Below are 24,471 nucleotides of genomic sequence, written 5' to 3' on the forward strand. Positions count from 1 at the left end.
GGCCACTCAATCGAGATTTCCGGCCACCCCCTGCCCGCGTTTCGTCCTCTGAATGCGGTAGTTGGTAGTGCGAACTAGCGCATTCAGAGGACGAAACGCACCGAGTGGGACTCGGCCTTCGGGTGCGCCCAAGCCAGGAGGCGGTGGGCGGAGCTTTCGAGGGCGTCCAGATCGCGCTTCGGGACTCGCTCGAAGGGGGTGATCACCACCGAAGCCGCCTTCTTCACCGTCTTGATCTCCCAGAAGCCCTTCACGAGCCCGCCGACCAGAATGGTGCCCTTGACCAGGCCGTTCTGCGAGATGACGACCTTGCGGTACTCGTCGCTGATCACCCGCGTGCGGTCGGCGTAGGAGAGGACGGTCTGGTCGAACGGCCCCAGCAGCCGGGCGGGCGCGGGGGTGTCCGGGTCCGGGCGGGGTGCGTCTTCGAGGTCGAAGAGTTCGCGGCCGTTCTCGTCGCGGAACGTCCGCAGTTCCGTCCGCAGCCGCTCGGCGACGTCGCCGAGCTTCGTGATCCCGGCCCACGCCTGCGCGTCCTGCACACTGGCCGGCCCGAACGCGGCCAGATAACGCCGGAACATCGCTTCCGGGGACGGCGCCGAGTCCGGCTCGGCGCCCAGCCAGTCCCCGGTGGTCTGATACGTCGGCTGCCCGGACTTGCCCCAGACGCCGCGCGGCGGGATCTGCACCAGCGGCAGCAACGCCCGCGCGACGTGCACCAGCGACGACGGCGCCACGCCCTCCCAATGCTTCGCCAGTTCCGCGCCGAGGCCTGCCGACGAAAGCGGCCGCTCGCCGAGCAGTTTGCGGGCGGTGCGGGCGATCTCCTGGTGGTCGAGGTCCTTGATGTCAGGGCCGAACTGGGTGTTGCCGGTCACCGAACGGTCGTAGAGGGGCTGCACGATCGGCCGCCAGGCCAGCGCGTCCGCCGGTTTCACCAGGTGCACCGTGCCGCGCATGAGCGCGATCCGCACGACGCTCTTGGCCAGCAAGAGGTTCGCCAGCTCTTCCTGGCGGAACCCGTGCAGCCGGGTCCACAGCGCGAAGTACGGCGGGTTCGGGGCCTGCGCCTGCAACCCGGCCAGATGCTCGACCGCTTCGAGCGCGGTCATCTTCGAACGCCGGAGCAGCAGCTGCCGGTCCAGCATGGCGCGGTTCAGCGCGCGCCTGCTCAACGTGTCGGACATGCCGCTCACCCTAATCGGGATCAAGGACAGTTACGGTCCTCAATGCGCCGAGCGTTGCCGGGATCCATAATCCCGGCCATGGAACTACCGCCGCCGGTGATCCGGGACTGGGACTACCCGCGCGGCACGGCGAGCATCGTGCTCATGGCCCGCTTCGCCGCCGAGAACGGTGTCACGGGGCTGGAGTCCTACGAGCAGGCCCCCGTGGACGGCCAGGTCGACGCGCGACAGGAGCTCGCGGTGGTCCGGGCCCTGGTCCGCGGGCTCGGCGCCGGGGACGACGTCGCGCTGCGGCTGAGCAGGCGGTACCGCGTCAGCGCGTTCGGCATCTTCGGCTTCGCGTGCATCAGCAGCCCGACGCTGGGGGACGCGATGCGCTTCGCCCTGCGCTACCTCGACCTGAGTTTCACCTTCTGCATCCCGCATGTGACCGTCGAGGCCGGACGGCTCGCGCTGGCCATGGACGACAGCCGCGTGCCGGGCGACGTCGCCCGGTTCCTGGTGCTGCGCGACCTCGGCGCCATCCACACCGTCATGCGCGACATCCTGCCGGACATCTCCCTGCGCTCCTTGGCCTTCCGGCACGAGCGTCCCTCCACAGTGGACGAATATGTGTGCACGTTCGGCCTGGCGCCGTCGTTCTCCGCCCCGGCACATCTCGCCACCCTGGATCCGCTCTTCCTCGACAAGCCGTTGCCGCAGGCCAACGACCAGACGGTCGCGGTCTGCGCCGCGCAATGCGATCTGCTGGTCTCCCGGAGACGGGAACGCTCCGGGATCGCGCAACAGGTCCGGGAACGGCTGGTGCGACTCGGCGGCGTCGACGCGGGGATGGACGAGGTCGCGCGGCAGCTCGCGCTCAGCCCGCGCACGCTGCGACGGCGGCTGTTCGAAGCCGGGACCGGCTACCGCACGCTGCTCGACGAGGTCCGTCAGGCCTTGGCGGAGGAAATGCTCGACACCGGCGCGCTCAGCGTGGAGGACGTCGCGCTGCGGCTGGGCTACGCCGAAGCGTCGAGTTTCATCTACGCCTTCAAACGCTGGAAGGGGATGACGCCGGCGGCTTATGCCCGGCGGAACGCGTTGCGAGCACGGCCGGGTAGGTGACCCGAAGCAGGTGCAGGATCGAGTCGGTGAGGAAGACCCGCAGCTCGTCGCGGCCGAGCGTGCCACGGATCAGCCATTCGCGTGACGCCGCGCGCAACATCCCGCCGTACGAACGGATCATCGCGCGGAGTTCTTCGCGACCTTCGGTGACGTCGCTCATCAACGCGGCCGCGAGCACACGATCGGCGGCGATCTCGTCGGCCTCCAGCATGATCCGCTCGATCTCCGGGTCGCGGCCCACCGCCTCCGGGCCGATCGCCGTCAGCCACGCCTGCTCGTTGCGCTCGACGACCTCGATCCAGTGCTGGACGCTGATCGCGAGCCGGTCTTCGGCGGTCGTGTCGGGCAGGTTCTCGATCACCGGCGCCGGGACGATCATCATCTGCCGGACGACTTCCAGGTACAGCTCCCGTTTGCCGCCGAAATAGTGGTTGATCAGCGGCCGGGCCACCCCGGCGGCCTTCGCGATGTCCGAGGTCGAAACCGAGGCGTACGTGCCCGCGCCGAACAGCCGCCGGGCCGCGGTCAGGATCTCGGCGCGCCGGGCGGCCGGCTCGAGGCGGCGCCGCCGGATCTCCGGATCGGTGCTCATGGGCCGAGCGTAACCCGTTTCACGCGACCGCCTGTCGTTACTCATTCGGAACAACCCGCCGGTAACCCCCGGGGCCTTCGAGGCGACGTTCGGGGCGGGGGGACCGGGCGTCATGAGTAGGGACGAATGGCCAGTGCCGAACGCGAGCCGGTTCGCCGTACCGGACGGTGGGTCAGTGTGCGGCTGCAGCATCGTGACGTCCGGATCCAAGGTGACATCGGGGAGGAATCCGTCTCCTACGCGGGGATCGTGATCACCAGTTTCGAGAACGGTGCCGAGGTCGGCGAACGCTGGATCCCGCTCGGGGTCGATCCGTCGGAGGCCGACGACGAACAGCTCATCCAGCAGTTGCGCGACGCGCTGATCTGGCAGGCGCGCCGGCCGCCCAAGGCCGCGGGGGAGTAGCCGAAGGCGGAACACGCGAGTTACGCCTACTGGGTCCGGAGGCCGTCGAAGGCGATCTTGCACACCGCGTCCGCCAGTTCGGTCCCGGCCGAACCCCGTCGCGGCCGGTACCACTCGATCAACGAGTTCACCATGCCGTACAGCAGCCGCGCGGTGACCGCGGGATCGATGTCGGGCCGCACGTCGCCCTCGGTCTCGGCCTGTTTCACCAGTTCCGTGACGAGCCGGTCGAATTCCCGCCGCCGCGCCAGCGCCGCCCGTTCGATCTTGGTGTTCCCGCGCACCCGCAGCAGCAGCGTCACGAACGGCAGCTGCTCGACCAGCACGAGGACACTGCCCCGCACGAGGTGCTCCAGCTTCTCGATCGCCTTGCCCTCGAAGGATTCCGTCTCGGCGGCGACGGCGAACAGGCCGTTCAGCGCGCGGTCGACGGCGAGCCGCAGCAGCTCCTCCTTGCTCGGCACGTGGTGGTAGATCGCGGATTTCGTGATGCCGAGTTTGCGGGAGAGGTCCTCCATGCTGGTGCCGTCGTAGCCGCGTTCGTTGAACAATTTGACCGCGACCTGCAGCAGCGACTCGAGGTCGTAGCCGGGACGTCCCCGGCGGGCGGGGGTGCTCAACCGCGGTCCCGTTCGTCGAGGACGCGGCGCATCTTGCCCAGCGACCGTTCCAGCGTGTCCGGGTCGACGACCTCGACGCCGACGCTCACGCCGACCCCGTCCTTGACGCCGGCGATCAGCCGGGCGGCGGCGTCGGCGCGCTGCTCGGCCGTCGCGTCCGGGCGCGCTTCGACGCGCACCGTCAGGTGGTCCATCCGGCCCTTCGTCGATCGGACCAGCTGGAAATGCGGCGCGAGCGCGGGGGTCACCAGCACGACTTCCTCGATCTGCGTGGGGAAGACGTTGACGCCACGCAGGATGATCATGTCATCGCTGCGCCCGGTCACCTTCTCCATCCGCCGGTACGCCGGCCGCGCGGTGCCCGGCAGCAGCCTGGTCAGGTCGCGCGTGCGGTACCGGATGATCGGCAATGCCTGCTTGGTGAGCGAGGTGAACAGCAGTTCGCCCTCGGCGTCGGTCGGTTTCTCGGTGAACGGGTCGATCACCTCGGGGAAGAAGTGATCCTCCCAGATGTGCAGTCCGTCCTTGGTTTCGACGCATTCCTGCGCGACACCGGGGCCCATCACCTCGGACAGGCCGTAGATGTCGACCGCGTCGATGCCGACGCGGTCCTCGATCTCTGTGCGCATCTGCTCGGTCCACGGCTCGGCGCCGAAGATGCCGACCTTGAGCGAACTCGTCTGCGGGTCGATGCCCTGCCGCTCGAACTCGTCGAGCAGCGTCAGCATGTACGACGGGGTGACCATGATGATCTCGGGTTTGAAGTCGGTGATGATCTGCACCTGCCGCGCGGTCATGCCGCCCGACGCCGGGATCACCGTGCAGCCGAGCTTTTCGGCGCCGTAGTGCGCGCCGAGGCCGCCGGTGAACAGGCCGTATCCGTAGGCCACGTGGACCTTGTCGCCCGGACGCCCGCCCGCCGCGCGGATCGAGCGTGCCATCACCGTCGCCCAGGTGTCGATGTCTTCGGCGGTGTAGCCGACGACGGTCGGTTTCCCGGTGGTCCCGCTGGACGCGTGGATGCGGCTGACCTGCGCTTCCGGCACGGCGAACATGCCGAACGGATAGTTGTCGCGCAGATCCTGTTTGGTGGTGAAGGGGAACTTCGCCAGGTCTTCCAGCGCCTTGCAGTCGTCCGGGTGAACGCCCGCCTCGTCGAACTTCCTGGTGTAGAACGGCACGTTGTCGTAGGCGTGCCGCAGCGTCCACCGGAGACGCTTCAGTTGCAGCGCCTGGAGTTCGTCGATGGTCAGGTTCTCGGCGTCGTCGCTGAAAGTCATCGTTGGGGTGCCTTCTCGATGGTGCGGCTGCGGCCGCGGAATTCGGCGACGACCTCCGGCCCGTCGGGGGTCTCCCGGTGCACGGTGACGTCGTAGATGCCGTTGCGGCCGTAGCGGGTCCGCTCCGTGGCGGTGGCGATGAGGTGGTCGCCGAGTTTGCCGGCGGCGACGAAGGAGATCTCCGCGCCGGAAGCGACGGTCACCGGGCCGTGGCTGTTGCAGGCGCAGGCGAAGGTCGTGTCGGCCAGCAGGAAGACGTAGCCGCCGTGGGCGATGTCGTGGCCGTTGACCATCGCTTCGGTGATCCGCATGGTGGCGACGGCGTGCCCTTCGGCGGCCTCGACCAGCTCGATGCCCAGCGCGTTCGACGCCTGGTCGTCGGCGAACATCGTGTGCGCGGCGTTGCCAGTCATGCGAGACCACCTGGTTACTGACCGAATGGACGGTTGTTAAAGGGTGCCGCAAGTAAAGGCGCGCCTTCCCGCGGATGTCAAGGGTCCACCGCCATCGGGGGGTTTGCAAGACCCCGGTCACGAGCTAGAGTGAATTACTGAACGGACGGTCTGTAAATCCCACCATGGTGAAGGGTCGACTCATGGCATTGCTGCGCAGCTACGTCTCCGGCGGGTGGCACACGGCGGAAGGTGACGGAGTACCGCTGCACGACGCCTCGACCGGCGAAGAGGTCGCCCGGGTTTCGTCCGAGGGCATCGACTTCGCCGCCGCACTGGAGTACGGACGCCGCGTCGGCGGCCCCGCGCTGCGCGAGCTGACCTTCCACCAGCGTGCCGCGCTGCTGAAGGCACTGGCCTCTCATCTGCGCGAACACCGCGAGGAGCTGTACGCGCTCTCGGCGCGGACGGGCGCGACCAAGGGCGACTCGATGGTCGACATCGACGGCGGCATCGGCGTGCTGTTCGCCTACTCCAGCAAGGGCAAGCGCGAACTGCCGAACGACACCGTCCACGTCGACGGCAACGTCGAGCCGTTGAGCAAGGGCGGCACCTTCGTCGCCCAGCACATCGCCGTCCCGCTGCGCGGTGTCGCCGTCCAGATCAACGCGTTCAACTTCCCCGTCTGGGGCCCGCTGGAGAAGTTCGCGCCCGCGTTCCTCGCCGGGGTGCCGAGCCTGATCAAGCCCGCCAGCCAGACCGCGTACCTCACCGCGCGGCTGGTCGAGATCATCATCGAGTCCGGCATCCTGCCCGAGGGCACGCTGCAGTTCGTCGCGGGCAGCGTCGGCGACCTGCTCGACCACGTCACCGCGCAGGACCTCGTCTCCTTCACCGGCTCCGCGTCGACGGCGCAGAAGCTGCGCGCGCATCCGGCGATCGTGCGCAACTCCGTCCGCTTCAACGCCGAGGCCGACTCGCTGAACCTGTCGATCCTCGGCCCGGACGCCAAACCCGGCACCACCGAGTTCGATCTCTTCGTCAAGCAGCTGACCACCGAGATGACGGTCAAGGCGGGCCAGAAGTGCACCGCCATCCGCCGCGCGTTCGTTCCCGCGGACCTGGTGGACGACGTCGCCGAGGCCGCGAGCGCGCGGCTGGCGAAGGTCACCATCGGCAACCCCGCCACCGAAGGTGTGCGGATGGGTGCCCTGGCCAGTCTGGAGCAGCGCGAGGAGGTCCGGCGGTCGCTCAAGGCGCTGCTGGACGTCGGCACGGTCGTCTTCGGTGACCCGGAGCAGGTCGAGGTCGTCGGCGCGGACGCCGAACGCGGCGCGTTCATCTCGCCGGTGCTGCTGAAGGCCGACCCGGAGCGCTCCGAGCCGCACGAGGTCGAGGCGTTCGGCCCGGTGTCGACGCTGCTGCCCTACACGTCCACCGAACAGGTCATCGAGCTCGCCGCACGCGGTGGCGGCAGCCTCGTGGGTTCCGTCGTCTCCGCGGACCAGGAGTTCGTGCGCGAGGTCGTCCTCGGTGTCGCGCCGTACCACGGCCGTCTGCTGGTGCTCGACGCCGAAGACGCCAAGGAGTCCACCGGCCACGGCTCGCCGATGCCGCAGCTGGTGCACGGCGGCCCCGGCCGCGCCGGCGGCGGCGAGGAGATGGGCGGCGTCCGCGGCGTGCTGCACCACATGCAGCGCACGGCGGTCCAGGGTTCGCCCGCCGTCCTGAGCACGGTCACCGGCCGCTGGGTGACGGGCGCACCGAGGACAGAGGGCGACGTCCACCCCTTCCGGAAGTCGTTGGCGGAACTGAAGATCGGTGACTCCGTCGTCGCCGGCCCGCGCACCGTCACCCAGGAAGACGTCGACCACTTCGCCGAGTTCACCGGCGACACCTTCTACGCCCACACCGATCCCGAGGCCGCCGCGGCGAACCCGCTGTTCGGCGGGATCGTGGCGCACGGGTACCTCGTGGTCTCGTTCGCGGCCGGCCTGTTCGTCTCGCCGGAGCCCGGCCCGGTGCTGGCCAACTACGGCCTGGAGAACCTGCGGTTCCTCACCCCGGTCAAGGTCGGCGACTCGTTGACCGTGACCTTGACCGCGAAGCAGATCACCCCGCGGATCGACCAGGAGTACGGCGAGGTCCGCTGGGACGCCGACGTGACCAACGCCGACGGCGACTCGGTCGCCAAGTACGACGTGCTGACGCTCGTCGCCAAGGAGCAGTCATGACGGCCACGCTGCCTGAGGAAGATCTCGAACGGCACTTCGAGGCGACCATCGAGCGCGATCAGCGCATCGAGCCGCGTGACTGGGTGCCCGAGGGCTACCGCAAGACGATGATCCGGCAGATCGCGCAGCACGCGCATTCGGAGATCATCGGCATGCAGCCCGAAGGCAACTGGATCACCCGCGCGCCTTCGTTGCGGCGCAAGGCGATCCTGCTCGCGAAGGTGCAGGACGAGGCCGGGCACGGGTTGTATCTGTACTCGGCGGCGGCCACGCTCGGTGCCGACCGCGCGGATCTGACCGACAAGCTGATCAACGGCAAGCAGAAGTATTCGTCGATCTTCAACTACCCGACGCTGACCTTCGCCGACGTCGGCGTGATCGGCTGGCTGGTCGACGGCGCGGCGATCTGCAACCAGGTTCCCCTGTGCCGCAGCTCATACGGGCCGTACGCGCGCGCCATGATCCGCATCTGCAAGGAAGAGTCCTTCCATCAGCGGCAGGGTTTCGAGCTGCTGATGACGATGATGCGCGGCACGGAGAAGCAACGGGAGATGGTGCAGGAGGCGGTGAACCGCTGGTGGTGGCCGTCGCTGATGATGTTCGGCCCGCCGGACGCGGATTCGCCGAACACCGCGCAGTCGATGGCGTGGAAGGTCAAACGGCACACCAACGACGAGCTGCGCCAGCGCTTTGTCGACATGTCCATTCCGCAGGCCGAGGCGCTGGGCGTCACCTTCCCGGACCCGGACCTGAAGTGGAACCCCGAACGCGGGCACTACGACTTCGGCGCCGTCGACTGGGACGAGTTCAAGAACGTGTTGAAGGGCAACGGCCCCTGCAACGCCCAGCGCATCGCGCATCGGCGGCGGGCCCAGGAAGACGGCGCGTGGGTGCGGGAAGCCGCCTCGGCGCACGCAGCGAAGAAGGGTTCGTGATGAAGCACGACTGGCCGTTGTACGAGGTGTTCGTCCGGGGCAAGCGCGGCCTGAACCACGTGCACGTGGGATCGCTGCACGCTGCGGACGACGACATGGCGTTGCACCACGCGCGGGATCTCTACACCCGCCGCAACGAGGGCGTGTCGATCTGGGTCGTGCGCGCGTCGGACATCACGGCGTCCTCGCCGGACGAGAAGGATCCGTTCTTCGCGCCCAGCGGCGACAAGGTGTACCGGCACCCGACGTTCTACAACATCCCCGACAACGTTCCGCATATCTGACATGAGCTTCGACAACGCCTACGAGGCGATCACCGAGGAGAACGACTCCCGCTGGGCCTTCGGCACCGGGTTCGAGGATCCGCTGTCCGGTGTGGACACGACGATCCCGTCCGGTGTGGACGGTGACCGGCTCGCGGCCTACTGCCTGATGCTCGGCGACGACGCGCTGATCTTCTCGCACCGGCTGCAGGAGTGGTGCACGAACGCGCCCGAACTCGAGGACGAGGTCGCGATCGCGAACATCGCGCTCGACCTGCTGGGGCAGGCGCGGCTGCTGCTCGCCCGTGCGGGCAAGGCCGACGGCAGCGACCGCACGGAGGACTCGTACGCCTTCTTCCGGAGCGAGCAGGAATACCGCAACGTCCGCCTGGCCGAACTCGACGGTGGGCACTTCGGGCATCTGATCGCGCGGCTGCTGGTGTTCTCGATCTGGCGGCTCGCCTTGTTGCAGCGGTTGCAGACCAGTGTCGATCCGGTCCTGGCGGCCATCGCGGACAAGGGTGTCAAGGAAGTCGCGTACCACCGCGACTACGCCGCCCAGTGGGCCGTGCGGCTCGGGGACGGCACCGAGCTGTCGCATGAGCGGATGCAGGAGGGCCTGGACGCGGTCTGGCCGTACGTCGACGAGTTGTTCGTGGCGCACGAGGCCGAGTTCGTCGAGTCTCCGTCGCTGCGGTCCGAGTTCGACGCGATCCTGGACCAGGTGCTGGCCGTCGCGAAGCTGACGCGGCCCGAAATCGGCGCCCTCGCCGGGGTTTCCGGCCGGATGGGCCGCGACGGCGTGCACACCGAGCGGATGGGTTACCTGCTGGCGACCCTGCAGAGTGTCGCCAGGGAACATCCGGACGCGACATGGTGACCGCGTACGCCGTGGCGGCCACGGTCACCGATCCGGAACTGCCGATGCTCACCCTCGCCGACCTCGGCGTCCTGCGTGAAGTGTCCGAAGAGGACGGACGGGTGGTCGTAGCGATCACCCCGACCTACACCGGCTGCCCGGCGATGGACACCATGCGCGACGACCTCGTGCACGCGCTGACCGGCGCGGGGTACGGCGAGGTCGAGGTCCGGACGGTGCTGCAGCCCGCATGGTCCACCGACTGGATCACCGAGGACGGCAAACGGAAACTGGCCGAAGCGGGCATCGCTCCGCCGGGGGCCGCGCCGCGGCGGACCGGACCGATCCCGCTCACGCTGAGCCCGCCGGTGTCGTCCGTGCGCTGCCCGCACTGCGGTTCCGCGGACACCGAGGAGCAGTCCCGGTTCAGCGCGACGGCGTGCAAGGCCCTGCGCCGCTGCCGGTTCTGCCTCGAACCGTTCGAACACGTCAAGGAGATCTAGTGACAGCGACCCTGCGCCGCACGGGTTTCCACACCCTCAAGGTGTCCGACGTCCAGCGCCTGTGCGACGACGCCGTCGCGGTGACCTTCGACGTTCCCGAAGATCTCGCGGACACCTTTCGCTTCAAGCCGGGCCAGTCGTTGACCCTGCGCCGTGAGATCGACGGCCGCGACGAGCGCCGTTCGTACTCGATCTGCGCGCCCGCCGGCGCGGCGCCGCGGGTCGGCGTCCGGGAGGTGCCGGGTGGGCTGTTCTCGTCGTGGCTCGTGCGCGACGTGAAGCCCGGCGACGAGATCGAGGTCGCGCCGCCGACCGGCGGCTTCACCCCGGACCTGAACGTTCCTGGGCATCACGTGCTGATCGCGGCCGGATCCGGGATCACGCCGGTGTTGTCGATCGCGTCTTCGCTGCTCAGCGACTCCGACGCGACGGTGACCGTGCTCTACGGCAACCGCCGCACGGACACCGTCATGTTCGCCGACGACCTCGCGGATCTGAAGGACCGCTATCCAGCGCGGCTCGAACTCGTCCACGTGCTCTCCCGCGAGCCGCGCGAGGCGGAACTGTTCACCGGGCGGCTCGACGCGGAGAAGCTGCGGCGCCTGTGCACCGTGCTGATCCCGGTCGAGGACGTCGCGCACTGGTGGCTGTGCGGGCCGTTCGAGATGGTGACCGGCGCGCAGGAACTGCTGCGCTCGCTGGACGTCGCCGACGATCGCGTCCATCAGGAGCTGTTCTATGTGGACACTCCGCCGGAGCCGGTGCACCACATCGATCCGGCCGTCGTCGGGGCGTCCAGCGAGGTCACGCTGGTCCTCGACGGCCGGTCGACGACGATGACGCTGCCGCGCAGCTCCTCGCTGCTCGACGGCGCGCAGAAGTTCCGTCCGGATCTGCCGTTCGCCTGCAAGGGCGGGGTGTGCGGCACCTGCCGGGCGAAGATCTGCGACGGCAAGGTGGACATGCGGCGCAACTTCGCGCTGGAGAAGGCCGAAGTCGACGCCGGTTTCGTGCTCACCTGCCAGTCGGTGCCGATCTCCGACGCCGTCACCGTGGACTTCGACGCCTGACCCACCCCCGCATTTAGTCCTCTGAATGCGGTAGTTGCACACGCAAGTACCGCATTCAGAGGACTAATCGCGGAGAGGTAGGCCAGTAGCGCCTCGGTGAGCCGTCGCACGCTCGCCAGGTCGAGCCCCGCCGGACAGCGACGCCACCTCGCGGTCGGCCGCCTTGCCCCGGAACAGGAACCGGGCGAGCCTCGCGCGGATCTCGTTGTCCGTGAGCGACGGCGCGACCAGCCGCACGTTATCCACAATGGACAGCGGCTCGTCGAGGACGTCGAGCCGCTGAGGGAGCAGCTTGGCGGGCACGAACAGCCCCACCTCGCCCGACTCCGGGGTGCCGTCGGGCCAGGTGAAGGTGACGTCGGAAAGCGTCAAGGAAGAAGACATGAGACTCCCTGCGAAGGAGGTGGAAGGACGGGCGCAGGTTCGTCTCAGAAGATCATCGCGACAGGCTAGCCGACCGTCGGCTTCGGTGCGACCGATTTCTCCGGGGCGCGAACACGGTCCGCGCGGTTTCGTGCCGGTCGCCGTTTCGCGGCAACGGAGCGGTCAGGAATGGTGGCCCGGCGCGGCTTCACCGCCGCCGCGCAAGGAAAGCTGTCCCGTTGCTCACCTGAACAAGGCGCCGCCGTTTCGCGGCAACAGGGTCAGAACGGTGGTTCCTCGGTACGGGGTGTGTGCAGAGGCGGCGGTGTGCTGTCGTAGGTCTGGCCGGTCGGTGTGGTGATCGTCAGGGTTCCTTCCGGTGCCAGCCGGTAGATCCACCCGGGTTCGTCCTTGAGCCGATGGTCGCGGCGGCAGAAGTCGATAAGGTCGCCGGCGTCGGTGTTCCCCTGGAACTGCCACGGGGTGGAATGGTCGAGATCGCAGGCCTGAGCGGGCCGGTGGCACCCTGGTCTGCGACATTCGCGGTCGCGGACCCGGACGAACTCGTCAAGACCGGCCGTCGGGCGATACCGGTCCCGGCCGAGATCCGCGACCTGACCTGACAGCGGGTCGGTGATGATCCGCCGCAGCACCGTGCTGGGTCCGCTCGCGATATGCCGCGCCAGCGACGCCGGGATGTGGCCGTGTCCGGCCATTTCCGCCGGGTCTTCGTTGAGGTCGAGGTAGGTGAAGAGGTCCATATAAAGGAATACTTCGGCGCGTTCACTTTTGCCGCCGCTTCCGCCCAACAGGAGGTCGAGAGCGACGTCGGCGCGAAGCTGGTCCAGAGTGCGGGTCTCGTCGCCGGTCTTGAGCGCGCGGGCCTCCCGGTTGATCCGGTTGTAGGCGGCGGTGACCTTCTCCACCGGGCCATCCTCGATCCCCAGCGAGGCCACGCCCGCCTCACCCTGGCTTACCACGAGCCGGCGGCCTTCGCGGGCCTGCTCGCAGCGCTTGTCCGCGCCCTCACGATCGACAGTCGCCGCCGCGTGGTTCGCCGCCTTGCGGATCTGTTCGGCGTTCTTACCCGGGCAATCGGTCTTCCAGCAAGGCGTCGGCGGCGAGCGCGTGCTCGTCGTGACAGCCACGCTGTGGCCGTCACGACTTTCATCGCGCCGAACCCGTCCACCTGGCCCTTGTCCATCAGACCAAGAGTGCGGGGCAGCCTGGTGGTCAACGCGTCGGCGGCGGCGACCAGCCCGGCCGCGTACTTGTCGCCGACCGACAGGGCGAACGCGACTTCCTGAGTGACGCTACGCGCCTTCGCGATGCCGGTTCAGCTGGGACAGGGCACGGTAACGGATCGCTTCCAGCCGGGCGATCCCCGCTGACGCCGCTTTCGCGAGGGCGACGGATTCGTTGTCTTCCAACGAATCCACGGCGGTGTTGATGGCCTTCAGGTTGTCGAGGCCGGTGATTTCCTCGAGGAGTGCCACAGCGGTGGCTCGGTAAGTGTCCACCCAACGAACCTGCAACCCCCCACCGACAGTTCCGGATCAATGCGACTGCCGCACCGTCGTCGATATTCGGTAATGCTGGTCGTGGCAAGGGAAATCTGGGATGTGCGCGCTTGGCGATGTTCGCCCGGTAGTGGTAATCAGTGCGCAGGTAGGATTTCTTGAGCGCTGTCCTTGGTATGAGGGCGTCTCGTATTGCCGGATTTCGGTAATGGCTCCGGTGTGCCGACTTCGATCACCGGAGGCCCGGATCCCACGCCCAGCCGTTGCCGAATTCCGGCAACGGCGGACCTGGCACAAGCCCCACCGCCCCGAGACACGGTCTGTCGCCTCAGCGACCCGCGACCGGCCGGGGCATACTGGCGGCGTGACCGAACGCCCCCATGTCCTGCTGTCCGCCGCGGTCTCGCTCGACGGCTACCTCGACGACGCGAGCGACACCCGGCTGGTGCTGTCCAACGAGGAGGACTGGGCCAGGGTGGACGGTCTGCGCGCCGCGTCGGACGCGATCCTCGTCGGCGCGAACACGGTCCGCGCGGACGATCCCCGGTTGCTGGTCCGCTCACCGGAGCTGGTCGCCGGGCGGGTCGCGGAGGGACGTCCGGCACAGCCGGTCAAGGTCACCCTCACGCGGAGCGGGTCACTCGATCCGGCGGCTCAGTTCTTCACCGTCGGCGACACCGAGAAGCTCGTCTACGCGCCACCCGGCGTCGTCACGGGCGTGAAGGCGACCGTCGTCGAGCTGGTGGATCTGCGCGCGATGCTGGCCGATCTCCACGCGCGCGGCGTCCGGCGGCTGATGGTCGAAGGTGGCGGCGCGATCCACGCCCAGTTCCTCACCGAAGGCCTGGTCGACGAACTGCACCTGGCCGTCGCGCCGTTCTTCGTCGGCGACACGCGCGCGCCGCGGTTCGTCGGCCCAGGGGCCTTCCCGCGTGGGCTGACCCTGACCGGAACGACGAGGCTGGGCGACATCGCCGTACTGGAGTACCACGCGACTCCGGAACCATCCGAAGTGGACATTCTGCGGCTGCGCGAGGCCATCGCCCTGGCCGAGAACTGCCCGCCGCGCACGTTCCGCGTCGGCGCGGTGATCGCCGCGGCAGACGGTGAAGTGATCTCCACCGGTTATTCGGGCGACGGGGATCCCGCCAACCACGCGGAAGAAGCCGCCCTCGCCAAACTCGAACCGGGAGATCCGAGGCTGGCGGAGGCGACTATGTACACATCGCTGGAGCCATGCAGCTCGCGGACGTCTCATCCGCGAAGCTGCACCCAGCTCATCCTCGACGCCGGCATCCCGCGCGTCGTCTTCGCCTGGCGCGAGCCGTCGGTGTTCGTCGACTGCGTCGGCGCCGAAACGCTGGAGGAGGCCGGACGCCGGGTGATCGAGGTACCCGCCCTCGCCGCCGACGTCCGCCGCGCGAACACCCACATCCCGGGTGTCCGCCCCTGAACTCCTACTTGCAGGCGTCGCAGCAGCCGCAGCCCAGACCGGTGCACGCCGAGCAGCAACCGTGGCGAAGCACGACCTTCAACAGACGCTTGATCATCGCTGTCCTCCCGATCCTTGACGTCCCACCGCACTTGTCACGCTAAGTTCTGCGCATACGACAGTGGTACCGCCGGGAGTGCCATGGCGCTGCTCCGGCGGGTGAAGTCAGGATTCGAGGTCGCCCTCCAAAGAGAGGTAGACCTCGCGCAGCTGAGCCAGAAGGTCGGCGTCCGGTTCCGCCCAGAGCCCCCGATCGGCCGCCTCGTTCAGCCGCTCGATGATGCCGCGCAGCGCCCACGGGTTGGCCTGGCGCAGGAACTCCTGGTTGACCTCGTCGAGCACGTAGGACTCGGTGAGCTTTTCGTACATCCAGTCGCCGACCACCCCGGCGGTGGCGTCGAAACCGAAGAGGTAGTCGACGGTCGCCGCCAGCTCGAAAGCTCCCTTGTAGCCGTGCTTGCGCATCGCCGCCAGCCAGCGCGGGTTGACCACGCGGGCCCGGAAGACACGGGCGGTCTCCTCGCCGAGGGTGCGCGTGCGGACCGCGTCCGGGGTGGTGCTGTCGCCGACGTAGGACGCGGGCGCGGTCCCGGTCAGCGCGCGGACCGTCGCGATCATCCCGCCGTGGTACTGGAAATAGTCGTCGGAATCGGCGATGTCATGCTCACGGGTGTCGGTGTTCTTGGCCGCGACCACGATCCGCTTGTACGAGTTCTCCATGTCCTCGCGCGCGGGCCTGCCGTCGAGGTCGCGGCCGTAGGCGAAGCCGCCCCAGACCGCGTAGACCTCGGCGAGATCCTTGTCGTCGCGCCAGTTCCCGGAATCCATCAGCGGCAGCAGGCCCGCGCCGTACGCGCCGGGCTTGGAGCCGAAGATCCTCGTGGTGGCCCGGCGTTCGTCCCCGTGCGCGGCCAGATCCGCGCGGGTGTGGGCGCGCACGAAGTTCTCCTCGTCCGGCTCGTCGAGATTGGCCACCAGGCGGACGGCGTCGTCCAGCAGGGTGATCACGTGCGGGAAGGCGTCGCGGAAGAACCCGCTGATCCGCACCGTGACGTCGATACGCGGGCGGCCGAGTTCGGCGAGCGGGATGGCCTCGATGCCGGTGACCCGTCGCGACGCCTCGTCCCAGATCGGCTGGACACCCAGCAGCGCAAGGACTTCCGCCGCGTCGTCCCCCGACGTGCGCATGGCCGACGTGCCCCACACCGAGAGACCGACCGAACGCGGCCAGTCGCCCGTGTCCTCCTTGTAGCGGCGGAGAAGCGAGTCCGCGAGCGCCTGCCCGGTCTCCCAGGCGAGACGGCTCGGGATGGCCTTCGGGTCCACGGTGTAGAAGTTGCGGCCGGTCGGCAGGACGTTGATCAGGCCGCGCAGGGGAGAACCGCTGGGCCCGGCCGGGATGTAGCCGCCGTCGAGCGCGTGGAGCACGGCGTCGATCTCGGCGCCGGTGCCCGCCAGCCGCGGCACGATCTCGGTGGCGGCGAAGGTCAGCACGTGGGCGACCTCCTGGTGTTCCGGCACGTCGGCGACGACCTCGGCGACCGCGTCGGGGGACCAGTCCCTGGCCTCCATCGCCTCGACGAGCGACCGCGCCTTCTGCTCGATGGCGTCCACTTCGGACAGCGGGGCGTCGCTGTTCTCCTTGAGCCCCAAGGCGGAACGCAGACCGGGGACCGCGCCCTGTTTGCCGCCCCACATCTGCTGGGCGCGCAGCATCGCGAGCACGAGGTTGATCCGTGCCTCGCCTTCCGGTGCGGCGCCGAGGATGTGCAGGCCGTCGCGGATCTGCGCGTCCTTGACCTCGCACAGCCAGCCGTCGATGTGCAGCAGGAAGTCGTCGAACTCCGCGTCATGTGGGCGTTCCTCGACACCGAGGTCGTGGTCGAGTTTCGCCGCCTGGATCAGCGTCCAGATCTGCGCGCGGACCGCGGGCAGCTTGGCCGGGTCCATCGCGGCGATGTTGGCGTGCTCGTCGAGAAGCTGCTCCAGGCGGGCCATGTCGCCGTAGCTCTCGGCGCGGGCCATCGGCGGGATCAGGTGGTCGACGATCGTGGCGTGCGCACGCCGTTTCGCCTGCGCGCCCTCACCCGGGTCGTTGATCAGGAACGGGTAGATCAGCGGCAGGTTGCCCAGGACGGCGTCCGGCGCGCAGGAGTCGGAGAGACCGGCGGTCTTGCCGGGAAGCCATTCCAGCGAACCGTGTTTGCCGAGGTGGACGACTGCGTGCGCGCCGAACTCCTCCTCCAGCCAGCGGTACGCGGCCAGGTAGTGATGGCTCGGCGGGAGGTCCGGGTTGTGGTAGATCGCCACCGGGTTCTCGCCGAATCCGCGCGGCGGCTGGATCATCAGGATGACGTTGCCGGACTGCAGCGACGCCAGGACGATGTCCCCGTTGTCCACATAGAGCTCGCCGGGAGCGGGGCCCCAGTGCTCCTCCATGCCCTCGCGCAGTTCCGCGGGCAGCTCGGCGAACCACTCGCGGTACTTGTCGGCCGGGACGCGGATCGGGTTGCCGGACAGTTGTTCCTCGGTGAGCCACTCCGGATCCTGGCCGCCCGCGGCGATGAGCGCGTGGATCAGCGCGTCCCCGTCCGGCTGGTCGGTGCCGGTGGGCTCGACACCGGGGAACGGGTTCTCGCCGAGGTCGTAGCCCTGATCGCGCATGCGGCGCAGCAGTTCGATCGCGGACGCGGGCGTGTCGAGACCGACGGCGTTGCCGACGCGGGAATGCTTCGTCGGGTACGCGGACAGCATCAGCGCGATACGGCGTTCCGGCGGGGGAGTGTGGCGCAACCGGGCGTGGGCCAGCGCGATCTTCGCGACCCGCGACGCGCGTTCGGCGTCCGGCACGTACTTGGGCAGGCCGTCGTCGTCGATCTCCTTGAACGAGAACGGGACGGTGATGAGACGGCCGTCGAACTCGGGGACGGCCATCTGGTTGCCGGCGTCGAGCGGGGAGAGGCCGTCGTCGTTCGCGGACCAGGTCTCGCGGTCGCTGGTCAGGCACAGGGCCTGGAGGATCGGGATGTCGAGCGCGGCCATCTCGGCGACGTCCCACGCCTCGTCGTCGCCGCCCGCGCCGACCTCGGACGGCCGGGTGCCACCGGCGGCCAGCACGGTGACCAGGAGCGCGTCGGCCTTGGCCAGCTCGGCCATCATCTCCGGCTCGCGGGTGCGCAGGGACGCGCAGTGGATCGGGAGCGCGCGGCCCCCGGCGTCCTCGACGGCGTCGGAGAGGGCATGGACGAACTCGGTGTTGCCGGACAGGTGATGCGCCCGGTAGTAGAGGATCGCGATGACCGGACCCTCGGTGGTCTTGGGCGCGCGCTCGAGGACACCCCAGAGCGGCTGCACCGCGGGCGGCTCGAAGCCGTCACCTGTCAGAAGGAGCGTGTCGCTCAGGAAGCGGTGCAGCTGGGTGAGGTTTTCCGGCCCGCCCTGCGCGAGGTACGCGTGTGCCTCCGCCGCCGTACCCGCCGGGACCGTGGACAGCTTCATGAGCTGCGCGTCCGGCGTCTGCTCACCACCGAGGACCACCACGTGCGCGCCGCTCGCGCGGACCGTGTCGAGCCCTTCCTGCCAGCTGCGTTCGGAGCCGAGGATCCGGACGACGACGATCGGGGCGCCGTCGAGCAGGGCGGGCAGCTCGGCCAGATCGAGCCGGGCGGGGTTCGCCAGCCGGTACTCGGCCTCGCTGGACCGGGCGCTGAGCAGGTCGGTGTCCGAAGTGGACAGAAGCAGGATCACAGCATTCCTCACTCGGGGTGTCCGCGCCCCGGGTCGTGCGGTCGCGCCGGCCGGAGTTCCTGGCTTCCCCTCCTCGCCGAGGAGGGGTGACAGTGGCGGGACCGCCCCGGACTCTCACCGGGTTCCTCCACCTGCCGACGCGTGGGTTCTTCGGTTCACTCTCCGGTGCGGTCCGGCGGGAGTCAAGGTGATGTGCGGCCGGGGGCGGAGTCGTAACCCCGCACGTGGGTGAGCACCTGGCCCTGGTGGCGGCTGACCAGCTCCACGCCGGTGCCTTCGACGTCCGCGTGCGGCACGGCCAGGACGTCGACCGCCGCCAGGCCGTTGGCGGGGCACTGGGTGGATTTTGGGACGTTGGATGACCCGAAATCCACACAGTCGCGCGTGATCGGTCCGGTCACCCTGACAAGGTGCCCGGGGCAAGACTCACGCCGACCGCTCCGACGAAGTGTCACCTATCCGCGGGAAAGGGGCGGTGGAGAAGATGATCTCCACCGCCACCTCGAAGAACTCCGCGATCCGCAGGGCGAGGTAGAGGCTCGGGCTGTACTCGCCGCGCTCGAGGTAGCCGATGGTCTGGTAGTGCACGCCCAGCGCATCGGCGAGTTCGCGGCGGGAAATGCCCCGTTCCGCCCGCAACATCGCGATCCGGTTGTAAACGACCTCGCTCATGAGCTAGCCAATTCGCTGCATCGCCTTTTCCCGTCGTGCCGCCACCGAGGACCCGGACTCGCGCCGCGCCATGCGCCGCAGGACGACCGGAGCCAGCGTCAATCCGATCACGGACCACACCGACAGCACGCCGAGGGTCTCCCAAGGCCGCCACGACTGTCCGATCTCGACCATCACCGTCGAGTCCGGCAGCAGCGCCGACCGCATGCCGAGGCCGAGCCAGTACATCGGGAACACCTGCCCGAGGTACTGCAGCCATTCCGGCAGCGCGGTGATCGGGTAGAAGATCCCGGAGATCGCGCCGATCCCCAGTGTCGGCAGCATGATCAGCCCGATGCTGCGCGCGTTCGAGGTCAGCGAGCCGAAGATCGCGCCGATCGGCATGGTGGCCAGCAGGCCGAGCACCAGCACCCACAGCAGGCCCAGCCACGACGTCAGCCCGCCTGGCGCGATGCCGTCGAACAGGATCAGGCTGGGGATCAGCACGAGCAGCATTCCGATGACGGTGTTCAACGACACCGTGACGACCTTGCCGACGAGGTAGCCGATCATGCCGTTCGGGGTGGCCTTGGCGCGCAGGAGCGTGCCGTCTTCACGTTCGACGGCGAGGACTCCCGCCATCCCGAGCATGCCGCTGAACACGATCGACGCGCCCAGCACGCTCGGCACGGTGGCGGCGCCGAGCGAGAACTCCGTGCCCGGCAGTTTCGCGCCGCGCATGAAGAACATGACGATCACGAAGATCGCCGGGAAGAGGAAGGTGTTGAAGAGGTCTTCCCGGTTGGTCATCATCTGGCGGGCTTCGAGCCAGCCGCGCCGGATGCCCAGCCGGACACTGTGCTGAATCGTGTTCATCGCGCGCCCACCGCCTCCAGGGACTCGGCCTTGCGGACCAGGGTCATGTACGTGTCTTCGAGCGACGCCCGCCGGACCTCCAGGTCACCGATGGCGTCGCCGTGCTGCTTGAACAGTTCGTGCACGTACTTCGTCGATTCCGTGGTCGAGTGCACGAACCGCTGACCGTCCAGCGTCCAGCGCACCTCGGCCTCGCCGGCGATCTGCCTGCTCAGCGCGTCGGCCGAACCGTCGGCCACGATGCGGCCGTGGTTCAGGATCAGGATCCGGTCGGCCAGCTTCTCGGCCTCGTCGAGGTCGTGCGTGGTCAGCAGGATCGTCGTGTCGTCGTCATCGGTCAGCCGGTGCACGAGTTCGTGGAACTCGCGCCGCGCCTCCGGGTCCAGTCCGGCGGTCGGCTCGTCGAGGAACAGCAGTTCCGGACGGCCGACGATGCCGATCGCGACGTCGAGCCGTCGCCGCTGCCCGCCCGAGAGCATCCGGACCTTCTTGTCCGCGTGCTCGGTCAGGCCGACCGCGGCGACCAGCTCGTCCGGATCCCACGGCCGCTTGATGCGGTCCGTGGAGTACGGCGCGTAATAGCCGCCCAGGTGCTCCAATAGCTCGCGCACCCGCCATTTCGCGTGGTCGCGCCAGGCCTGGAGGACGACCCCCAGCCGCGCCCTCCAGTTCTCGTCCGCGTGCGCCGGGTCGGTGCCCAGCACGCTGACCTCGCCCTCCGACCGCATCCGGAAGCCTTCGAGGATCTCGATCGTCGTGGTCTTGCCCGCGCCGTTCGGACCCAGCAGGCAGATCACCTCGCCGCGATGCGCGGTGAAGTCGACGCCGTGGAGGACGTCGTTCGTCCCGTACCGCATCCGGAGATCTTTGACGGAGATCATCACGTCGTGTGGATCTCTCATTTGGTCACCCCCATCTCAGTGCTGCGACCGAATGTAGCACACCTACTACATTCGGTCTGAGGGATACTCTCGCAGACGGTGCATATTCAAAAGATGGGCCATCTACAGTGAGCGCATGTCCACGAGCGCACGTGTCCGAGCCGACGCGTGCCCTGGTGTTTTCGCCACGCACGACGCCGCCGACGGTCCGCTCGCCCGGATCCGGCTGCCCGGTGGCGCCATCACCTCGGCCCAGCTCGGCGCGCTCGCGGATGCCGCCGACGACCTCGGGGACGGCGCCCTCCACCTGACCTCCCGCGGCAACGTGCAGCTGCGCGGCGTCACCCGGCCCGGTCTCGCAGGCAGGCTCACCGCGGCCGGGCTGCTGCCTTCGCCGTCGCACGAACGCGTCCGCAACATCCTCGCGTCGCCGTTGAGCGATACCGCGCAAAAGCTGGCCTCGGCCCTCGACAAGGCGCTGTGCGCCGTTCCTGAGCTCGCCGAACTCCCGGGACGCTTCCTCTTCGCCCTCGACGGCGGCCAAGGCGACGTCGCGGGCGAAGGCGCCGACGTCTGCTGGCGCGACGGAGCCGTGCTGCTCGCCGGTGAGGACACCGGCCTGCGGGTCGCCGCGGAGCGCGCCGTCGAGACGCTGCTCGCTGTCGCGCGCGCGTTCCTTCGCGCGAGGGGAACGGCCTGGCGGATCAGCGAACTCGCCGATACTGAGCCGCTGCTCAAGGGCATATCGGGGGAAACGACGGAACCGCGAAAGTTCGAGGTGGACCCGGGCCTCCCGATCGGGCCGATCGGCGACGCGATCGGGGTCGCCCCGGTCTTCGGCAGGCTCACCTCGGCCCAGGCGCGTGAGATCGCGAAGGCCGGAAACGCCGTGGTCACCCCGTGGCGATCGATCCTGGTCCTCGGCCGCTTGGCGGCGAACACGGGGCTGATCACCGATCCGGACGCGCCGTCGCTCGGGATCAGTGCCTGCATCGGGCATCCGGGCTGTGCCAAGTCGCTCGCCGACGTGCGGGCCGACGCGGCGCGGGTCGGGCGGACCCCGAGAGCCCATTTCGCCGGTTGTGAACGGCGCTGCGGCAAACCCGCGCGCGAGCACGTCGACGTGCTCGCGACGGAAGACGGTTATCTGGTCGACGGGGCCTTCGTCCCGGTCGGCGAGCTGGCGAAGGCGTTGGCGGAGAAGGACAGTGCCGAATTGAAGGGGCAGCAGTGATCGACTACATCCGGGACGGGGCCGAGATCTACCGGCATTCGTTCGCCACCATCCGTGAGGAGGCGGATCTCGCGATCCTGCCCGACGACGTCGCGGTGCTGGCCGTGCGGATGATCCACGCCTGCGGGATGGTCGACCTGGTCGACGATCTCCGCTACAGCCTGGACGTGGTGGAATCCGGCCGCGCCGCGCTCGAAGCGGGCGCGCCGATCCTGTGCGACGCGAACATGATCGCCTCCGGGGTGACCCGCAAACGTTTGCCTGCCGCCAACGAGGTGTTGTGCACGCTGTCCGATCCGAAGGTGCCCGGCCTCGCCGAGCGGATGGGCACCACCCGGTCCGCGGCCGCGCTGGAGCTGTGGCGCGACAAGCTGCCCGGTTCGGTGGTGGCGATCGGCAACGCGCCCACCGCGTTGTTCCGCCTGCTGGAACTGCTCGAAGAGGGCGTCGGCGCCCCGGCGGCGATCATCGGCGTCCCGGTGGGCTTCATCGGCGCAGCCGAGTCCAAAGTGGAGCTCGCGAAGCGGGCACCCGCCCCGTACCTGGTGGTGCACGGACGCCGTGGCGGCAGCGCGATGGCCGTCGCCGCGATCAACGCGATGGCGAGTGAGGTCGAATGAGCGGGCTCGGAAAACTCTGGGGTGTCGGGCTCGGACCCGGTGACCCCGAGCTGATGACGGTCAAGGCCGCCCGGTTGATCGGCGAGGCCGACGTCATCGCCTATCACAGCGCGCGGCACGGCCGGAGCATCGCGCGTTCGGTCGCCGAGCCGTATCTGCGGGACGGCCAGATCGAGGAGAAGCTGGTCTACCCGGTCACCACCGAGACCACCGACCATCCCGGCGGCTACGAAGGCGCCATCGCCGATTTCTACGAGCTGAGCGCGAAACGGCTCGCCGAGCACCTCGACGCCGGACGTGACGTGGTCGTGCTCTGCGAAGGCGACCCGTTCTTCTACGGCTCCTACATGTACATGCACGAACGCCTCGCCGACCGCTATGAGGCGACCGTGGTGCCGGGCGTGACGTCGGTCAGCGCGGCGTCCTCGGTGCTGGGCCGCCCGCTGGTGCAGCGCGACGAGGTCCTCACCATCCTGCCCGGCACGCTGCCCGCGCCGGAGCTCGCGCGACGCCTGGCCGACACGCAGGCCGCGGCGGTGCTCAAACTCGGGCGCACGTTCGGCAACGTCCGCGAGGCGCTGGCCGAAGCCGGGAAGCTGGACGACGCCTTCTACGTCGAACGCGCGACCTGGCAGGCGCAGCGCGTCGAGCCGTTCGCGGACGTCGATCCGGATTCGGTGCCGTACTTCTCGCTGGCGCTGCTGCCCAGCCCGGCCTACGCCTCCCGGCTCGCCGACGAACCCGAAGCCGCCAGGAAGCAGGAAACGCACACCGGTGGGGAAGTCGTGGTCGTCGGCCTCGGGCCGGCCGGTCCCGGCTGGCTGACCCCCGAAGCGACCGAGGAACTGGCCGCGGCGGAGCACGTCGTCGGCTACGGCCCGTACGTCGCGCGAGTGCCGCAGCGCGCGGGCCAGCAGCGGCACGCGTCGGGCAACCGCGTCGAGGCCGAACGCGCCGTCGAAGCACTCGAACTGGCCGCGAACGGCGCCAAGGTCGCCGTCGTCTCTTCAGGTGATCCCGGCGTGTTCGCGATGGCGTCGGCGGTGCTGGAGCAGGTCGCCGCCGGTCACGGCGCGGGAGCCCGCGTGCGGATCGTGCCCGGCGTGACCGCCGCGCAGGCGGCCGCGTCCAGGGTCGGCGCGCCGCTGGGCCACGACTACTGCGTGCTTTCGCTGTCCGATCGGCTCAAACCATGGGAGATCATCGAACGACGGCTGGACGCGGCGGGCGCGGCGGATCTCGTGCTCGCGCTGTACAACCCGGCGTCCCGCACGCGGACCACGCAACTCGCGCAGGCCCGCGACGTCCTGCTCCGGCACCGCGCGCCGGAGACACCGGTGGTCGTCGCCCGCGACGTCGGCGGCCCCGAGGAGGACGTCCGCGTGGTCACCCTCGGCACGCTGGAGCCGTCGGAAGTGGACATGCGCTGCCTGCTGATCATCGGCTCGTCGAAGACCAGGGCCGAGAACGGTGTGGTCTGGACGCCGCGCGCCTACGAGTGATCGCGCGTCTTCGCCGCATTTGACCACTCGGCGTGGTTGGTGGGACGGGTGAGTGTCACCGCGGGTGAGGGGTGTCCGTCGTGACCGGACCGGTCAGGCGGGCACTGTGTGGATTTCTGGTCATCCAACGCCCCAAAA

23 protein-coding genes, 1 pseudogene and 1 riboswitch are annotated in these 24,471 nt (G+C 69.1%); of the genes and pseudogenes, 12 read left to right on the top strand and 12 right to left on the bottom strand.

Translation table 11 applies throughout. The annotated features are described in order from the left end of the window. Positions 1–83: 83 nt before the first annotated feature. Entirely contained in the window at positions 84–1,187 is a 1,104-nt protein-coding gene (locus tag AC069I_RS29175; protein ID WP_478226558.1) for a winged helix DNA-binding domain-containing protein, read from the bottom strand. Positions 1,188–1,265: 78 nt separating this feature from the next. On the opposite strand from AC069I_RS29175, the gene AC069I_RS29180 reads away from it, so the two are divergent. Continuing rightward, complete coding sequence (locus tag AC069I_RS29180) at positions 1,266–2,294, top strand: AraC family transcriptional regulator (RefSeq protein WP_478266848.1); 1,029 nt, start codon at positions 1,266–1,268, stop codon at positions 2,292–2,294. On the opposite strand, the gene AC069I_RS29185 is transcribed toward AC069I_RS29180, so the two are convergent. Further along, entirely contained in the window at positions 2,221–2,886 is a 666-nt protein-coding gene (locus AC069I_RS29185) for a TetR/AcrR family transcriptional regulator (protein ID WP_340685073.1), read from the bottom strand. The two genes, AC069I_RS29180 and AC069I_RS29185, sit on opposite strands and share 74 nt — an antisense overlap. Before the next feature lie 126 nt (positions 2,887–3,012). Between AC069I_RS29185 and AC069I_RS29190 the strand changes: the two genes are divergently transcribed. Next, positions 3,013–3,291: a hypothetical protein gene (locus AC069I_RS29190; RefSeq protein ID WP_340685074.1), complete on the top strand. Its 279-nt coding sequence runs from the start codon at positions 3,013–3,015 to the stop codon at positions 3,289–3,291. Between the two features lie 26 nt (positions 3,292–3,317). Here the strand turns inward: AC069I_RS29190 and AC069I_RS29195 are convergent, their stop codons facing one another. Genes AC069I_RS29195 through paaI form a run of 3 tightly spaced genes read right to left on the bottom strand, consistent with a single transcriptional unit; the run spans position 3,318 to position 5,580 of the window. Further along, on the bottom strand, positions 3,318–3,911 hold the full coding sequence (locus AC069I_RS29195; protein ID WP_126737382.1) for a TetR/AcrR family transcriptional regulator: 594 nt from the start codon (positions 3,909–3,911) through the stop codon (positions 3,318–3,320). Beyond that, on the bottom strand, positions 3,908–5,191 hold the full coding sequence (gene paaK, locus AC069I_RS29200; protein ID WP_478235088.1) for a phenylacetate--CoA ligase PaaK: 1,284 nt from the start codon (positions 5,189–5,191) through the stop codon (positions 3,908–3,910). Before paaK ends, AC069I_RS29195 begins: the two co-directional genes overlap by 4 nt. Beyond that, positions 5,188–5,580 carry a hydroxyphenylacetyl-CoA thioesterase PaaI gene (gene paaI, locus AC069I_RS29205; protein WP_478226672.1) on the bottom strand — a complete coding sequence of 131 codons (393 nt, stop codon included), beginning with the start codon at positions 5,578–5,580 and terminating at the stop codon, positions 5,188–5,190. Before paaI ends, paaK begins: the two co-directional genes overlap by 4 nt. 206 nt (positions 5,581–5,786) lie before the next feature. Between paaI and paaZ the strand changes: the two genes are divergently transcribed. The 6 genes from paaZ to paaE are packed head-to-tail and all read left to right on the top strand — an operon-like array spanning position 5,787 to position 11,447. Further along, the gene (paaZ, locus tag AC069I_RS29210) at positions 5,787–7,817 is read left to right on the top strand and encodes a phenylacetic acid degradation bifunctional protein PaaZ (protein WP_478266849.1); all 2,031 of its coding nucleotides are present in this window, start codon (positions 5,787–5,789) and stop codon (positions 7,815–7,817) included. Then, positions 7,814–8,752 (top strand): 1,2-phenylacetyl-CoA epoxidase subunit PaaA, encoded by a 939-nt coding sequence (paaA, locus tag AC069I_RS29215; RefSeq protein ID WP_478266850.1) that lies wholly within the window; start codon positions 7,814–7,816, stop codon positions 8,750–8,752. The genes paaZ and paaA overlap by 4 nt, the downstream gene beginning before the upstream one ends. Next, positions 8,752–9,036, top strand: a complete 285-nt coding sequence (gene paaB / locus AC069I_RS29220) for a 1,2-phenylacetyl-CoA epoxidase subunit PaaB (RefSeq protein WP_478266923.1) — start codon at positions 8,752–8,754, stop codon at positions 9,034–9,036. Before paaA ends, paaB begins: the two co-directional genes overlap by 1 nt. A gap of 1 nt (position 9,037) precedes the next feature. Further along, entirely contained in the window at positions 9,038–9,895 is an 858-nt protein-coding gene (gene paaC, locus AC069I_RS29225; RefSeq protein WP_478226553.1) for a 1,2-phenylacetyl-CoA epoxidase subunit PaaC, read from the top strand. Next, positions 9,889–10,377: a 1,2-phenylacetyl-CoA epoxidase subunit PaaD gene (gene paaD / locus AC069I_RS29230; protein WP_034323161.1), complete on the top strand. Its 489-nt coding sequence runs from the start codon at positions 9,889–9,891 to the stop codon at positions 10,375–10,377. Before paaC ends, paaD begins: the two co-directional genes overlap by 7 nt. Continuing rightward, complete coding sequence (paaE, locus tag AC069I_RS29235) at positions 10,377–11,447, top strand: 1,2-phenylacetyl-CoA epoxidase subunit PaaE (RefSeq protein ID WP_478266851.1); 1,071 nt, start codon at positions 10,377–10,379, stop codon at positions 11,445–11,447. The genes paaD and paaE overlap by 1 nt, the downstream gene beginning before the upstream one ends. A 63-nt stretch (positions 11,448–11,510) precedes the next feature. Here paaE and AC069I_RS29240 read toward each other — a convergent pair whose 3' ends face one another. Together AC069I_RS29240 and AC069I_RS29245 are read right to left on the bottom strand one after the other, a co-directional pair. Continuing rightward, positions 11,511–11,831, bottom strand: a complete 321-nt coding sequence (locus AC069I_RS29240) for a hypothetical protein (protein WP_478266852.1) — start codon at positions 11,829–11,831, stop codon at positions 11,511–11,513. Between the two features lie 260 nt (positions 11,832–12,091). Continuing rightward, positions 12,092–13,270: pseudogene (locus AC069I_RS29245) on the bottom strand (HNH endonuclease signature motif containing protein). 424 nt (positions 13,271–13,694) lie between these two features. Between AC069I_RS29245 and AC069I_RS29250 the strand changes: the two are divergent. Then, positions 13,695–14,783: a dihydrofolate reductase family protein gene (locus tag AC069I_RS29250; protein ID WP_478266853.1), complete on the top strand. Its 1,089-nt coding sequence runs from the start codon at positions 13,695–13,697 to the stop codon at positions 14,781–14,783. Positions 14,784–14,987: 204 nt separating this feature from the next. Here the strand turns inward: AC069I_RS29250 and cobN are convergent, their stop codons facing one another. The 5 genes from cobN to AC069I_RS29275 form a co-directional block, all read right to left on the bottom strand. Then, positions 14,988–18,569 (bottom strand): cobaltochelatase subunit CobN, encoded by a 3,582-nt coding sequence (gene cobN, locus AC069I_RS29255; RefSeq protein ID WP_478266854.1) that lies wholly within the window; start codon positions 18,567–18,569, stop codon positions 14,988–14,990. Between the two features lie 53 nt (positions 18,570–18,622). Continuing rightward, positions 18,623–18,697, bottom strand: a riboswitch (cobalamin riboswitch). 54 nt (positions 18,698–18,751) lie between these two features. After that, a complete protein-coding gene (locus AC069I_RS29260; RefSeq protein ID WP_478266855.1) occupies positions 18,752–18,970 on the bottom strand; it encodes a hypothetical protein in 219 nt (72 codons plus the stop codon). 25 nt (positions 18,971–18,995) lie between these two features. After that, positions 18,996–19,241 (bottom strand): helix-turn-helix transcriptional regulator, encoded by a 246-nt coding sequence (locus AC069I_RS29265; protein WP_478226547.1) that lies wholly within the window; start codon positions 19,239–19,241, stop codon positions 18,996–18,998. Positions 19,242–19,244: 3 nt separating this feature from the next. Further along, positions 19,245–20,096 carry an ABC transporter permease gene (locus tag AC069I_RS29270; RefSeq protein ID WP_478266856.1) on the bottom strand — a complete coding sequence of 284 codons (852 nt, stop codon included), beginning with the start codon at positions 20,094–20,096 and terminating at the stop codon, positions 19,245–19,247. Beyond that, complete coding sequence (locus tag AC069I_RS29275; protein WP_340685086.1) at positions 20,093–20,998, bottom strand: ABC transporter ATP-binding protein; 906 nt, start codon at positions 20,996–20,998, stop codon at positions 20,093–20,095. Before AC069I_RS29275 ends, AC069I_RS29270 begins: the two co-directional genes overlap by 4 nt. Before the next feature lie 115 nt (positions 20,999–21,113). Here AC069I_RS29275 and AC069I_RS29280 point away from each other — a divergent pair, with 115 nt between their 5' ends. The 3 genes from AC069I_RS29280 to AC069I_RS29290 are packed head-to-tail and all read left to right on the top strand — an operon-like array spanning position 21,114 to position 24,333. Next, positions 21,114–22,211: a precorrin-3B synthase gene (locus tag AC069I_RS29280; RefSeq protein WP_478266857.1), complete on the top strand. Its 1,098-nt coding sequence runs from the start codon at positions 21,114–21,116 to the stop codon at positions 22,209–22,211. After that, positions 22,208–22,831 carry a precorrin-8X methylmutase gene (locus AC069I_RS29285; protein ID WP_016332061.1) on the top strand — a complete coding sequence of 208 codons (624 nt, stop codon included), beginning with the start codon at positions 22,208–22,210 and terminating at the stop codon, positions 22,829–22,831. Before AC069I_RS29280 ends, AC069I_RS29285 begins: the two co-directional genes overlap by 4 nt. After that, complete coding sequence (locus AC069I_RS29290; protein WP_478266858.1) at positions 22,828–24,333, top strand: precorrin-2 C(20)-methyltransferase; 1,506 nt, start codon at positions 22,828–22,830, stop codon at positions 24,331–24,333. Before AC069I_RS29285 ends, AC069I_RS29290 begins: the two co-directional genes overlap by 4 nt. Positions 24,334–24,471 lie beyond the last annotated feature (138 nt).

The sequence above is a fragment of the Amycolatopsis sp. NPDC043885 genome (assembly GCF_056435685.1).

Excerpts from the sequence above, each read along its gene's own strand:
- AC069I_RS29175 (WP_478226558.1), bottom strand. The coding sequence starts at position 1,187 with ATGTCCGACACGTTGAGCAGGCGCGCGCTGAACCGCGCCATGCTGGAC.
- AC069I_RS29180 (WP_478266848.1), top strand. The coding sequence starts at position 1,266 with ATGGAACTACCGCCGCCGGTGATCCGGGACTGGGACTACCCGCGCGGC.
- AC069I_RS29185 (WP_340685073.1), bottom strand. The coding sequence starts at position 2,886 with ATGAGCACCGATCCGGAGATCCGGCGGCGCCGCCTCGAGCCGGCCGCC.
- AC069I_RS29190 (WP_340685074.1), top strand. The coding sequence starts at position 3,013 with ATGGCCAGTGCCGAACGCGAGCCGGTTCGCCGTACCGGACGGTGGGTC.
- paaK (WP_478235088.1), bottom strand. The coding sequence starts at position 5,191 with ATGACTTTCAGCGACGACGCCGAGAACCTGACCATCGACGAACTCCAG.
- paaI (WP_478226672.1), bottom strand. The coding sequence starts at position 5,580 with ATGTTCGCCGACGACCAGGCGTCGAACGCGCTGGGCATCGAGCTGGTC.
- paaZ (WP_478266849.1), top strand. The coding sequence starts at position 5,787 with ATGGCATTGCTGCGCAGCTACGTCTCCGGCGGGTGGCACACGGCGGAA.
- paaA (WP_478266850.1), top strand. The coding sequence starts at position 7,814 with ATGACGGCCACGCTGCCTGAGGAAGATCTCGAACGGCACTTCGAGGCG.
- paaB (WP_478266923.1), top strand. The coding sequence starts at position 8,752 with ATGAAGCACGACTGGCCGTTGTACGAGGTGTTCGTCCGGGGCAAGCGC.
- paaC (WP_478226553.1), top strand. The coding sequence starts at position 9,038 with ATGAGCTTCGACAACGCCTACGAGGCGATCACCGAGGAGAACGACTCC.
- paaD (WP_034323161.1), top strand. The coding sequence starts at position 9,889 with ATGGTGACCGCGTACGCCGTGGCGGCCACGGTCACCGATCCGGAACTG.
- AC069I_RS29240 (WP_478266852.1), bottom strand. The coding sequence starts at position 11,831 with ATGTCTTCTTCCTTGACGCTTTCCGACGTCACCTTCACCTGGCCCGAC.
- AC069I_RS29265 (WP_478226547.1), bottom strand. The coding sequence starts at position 19,241 with ATGAGCGAGGTCGTTTACAACCGGATCGCGATGTTGCGGGCGGAACGG.
- AC069I_RS29270 (WP_478266856.1), bottom strand. The coding sequence starts at position 20,096 with ATGAACACGATTCAGCACAGTGTCCGGCTGGGCATCCGGCGCGGCTGG.
- AC069I_RS29275 (WP_340685086.1), bottom strand. The coding sequence starts at position 20,998 with ATGAGAGATCCACACGACGTGATGATCTCCGTCAAAGATCTCCGGATG.
- AC069I_RS29280 (WP_478266857.1), top strand. The coding sequence starts at position 21,114 with ATGTCCACGAGCGCACGTGTCCGAGCCGACGCGTGCCCTGGTGTTTTC.
- AC069I_RS29290 (WP_478266858.1), top strand. The coding sequence starts at position 22,828 with ATGAGCGGGCTCGGAAAACTCTGGGGTGTCGGGCTCGGACCCGGTGAC.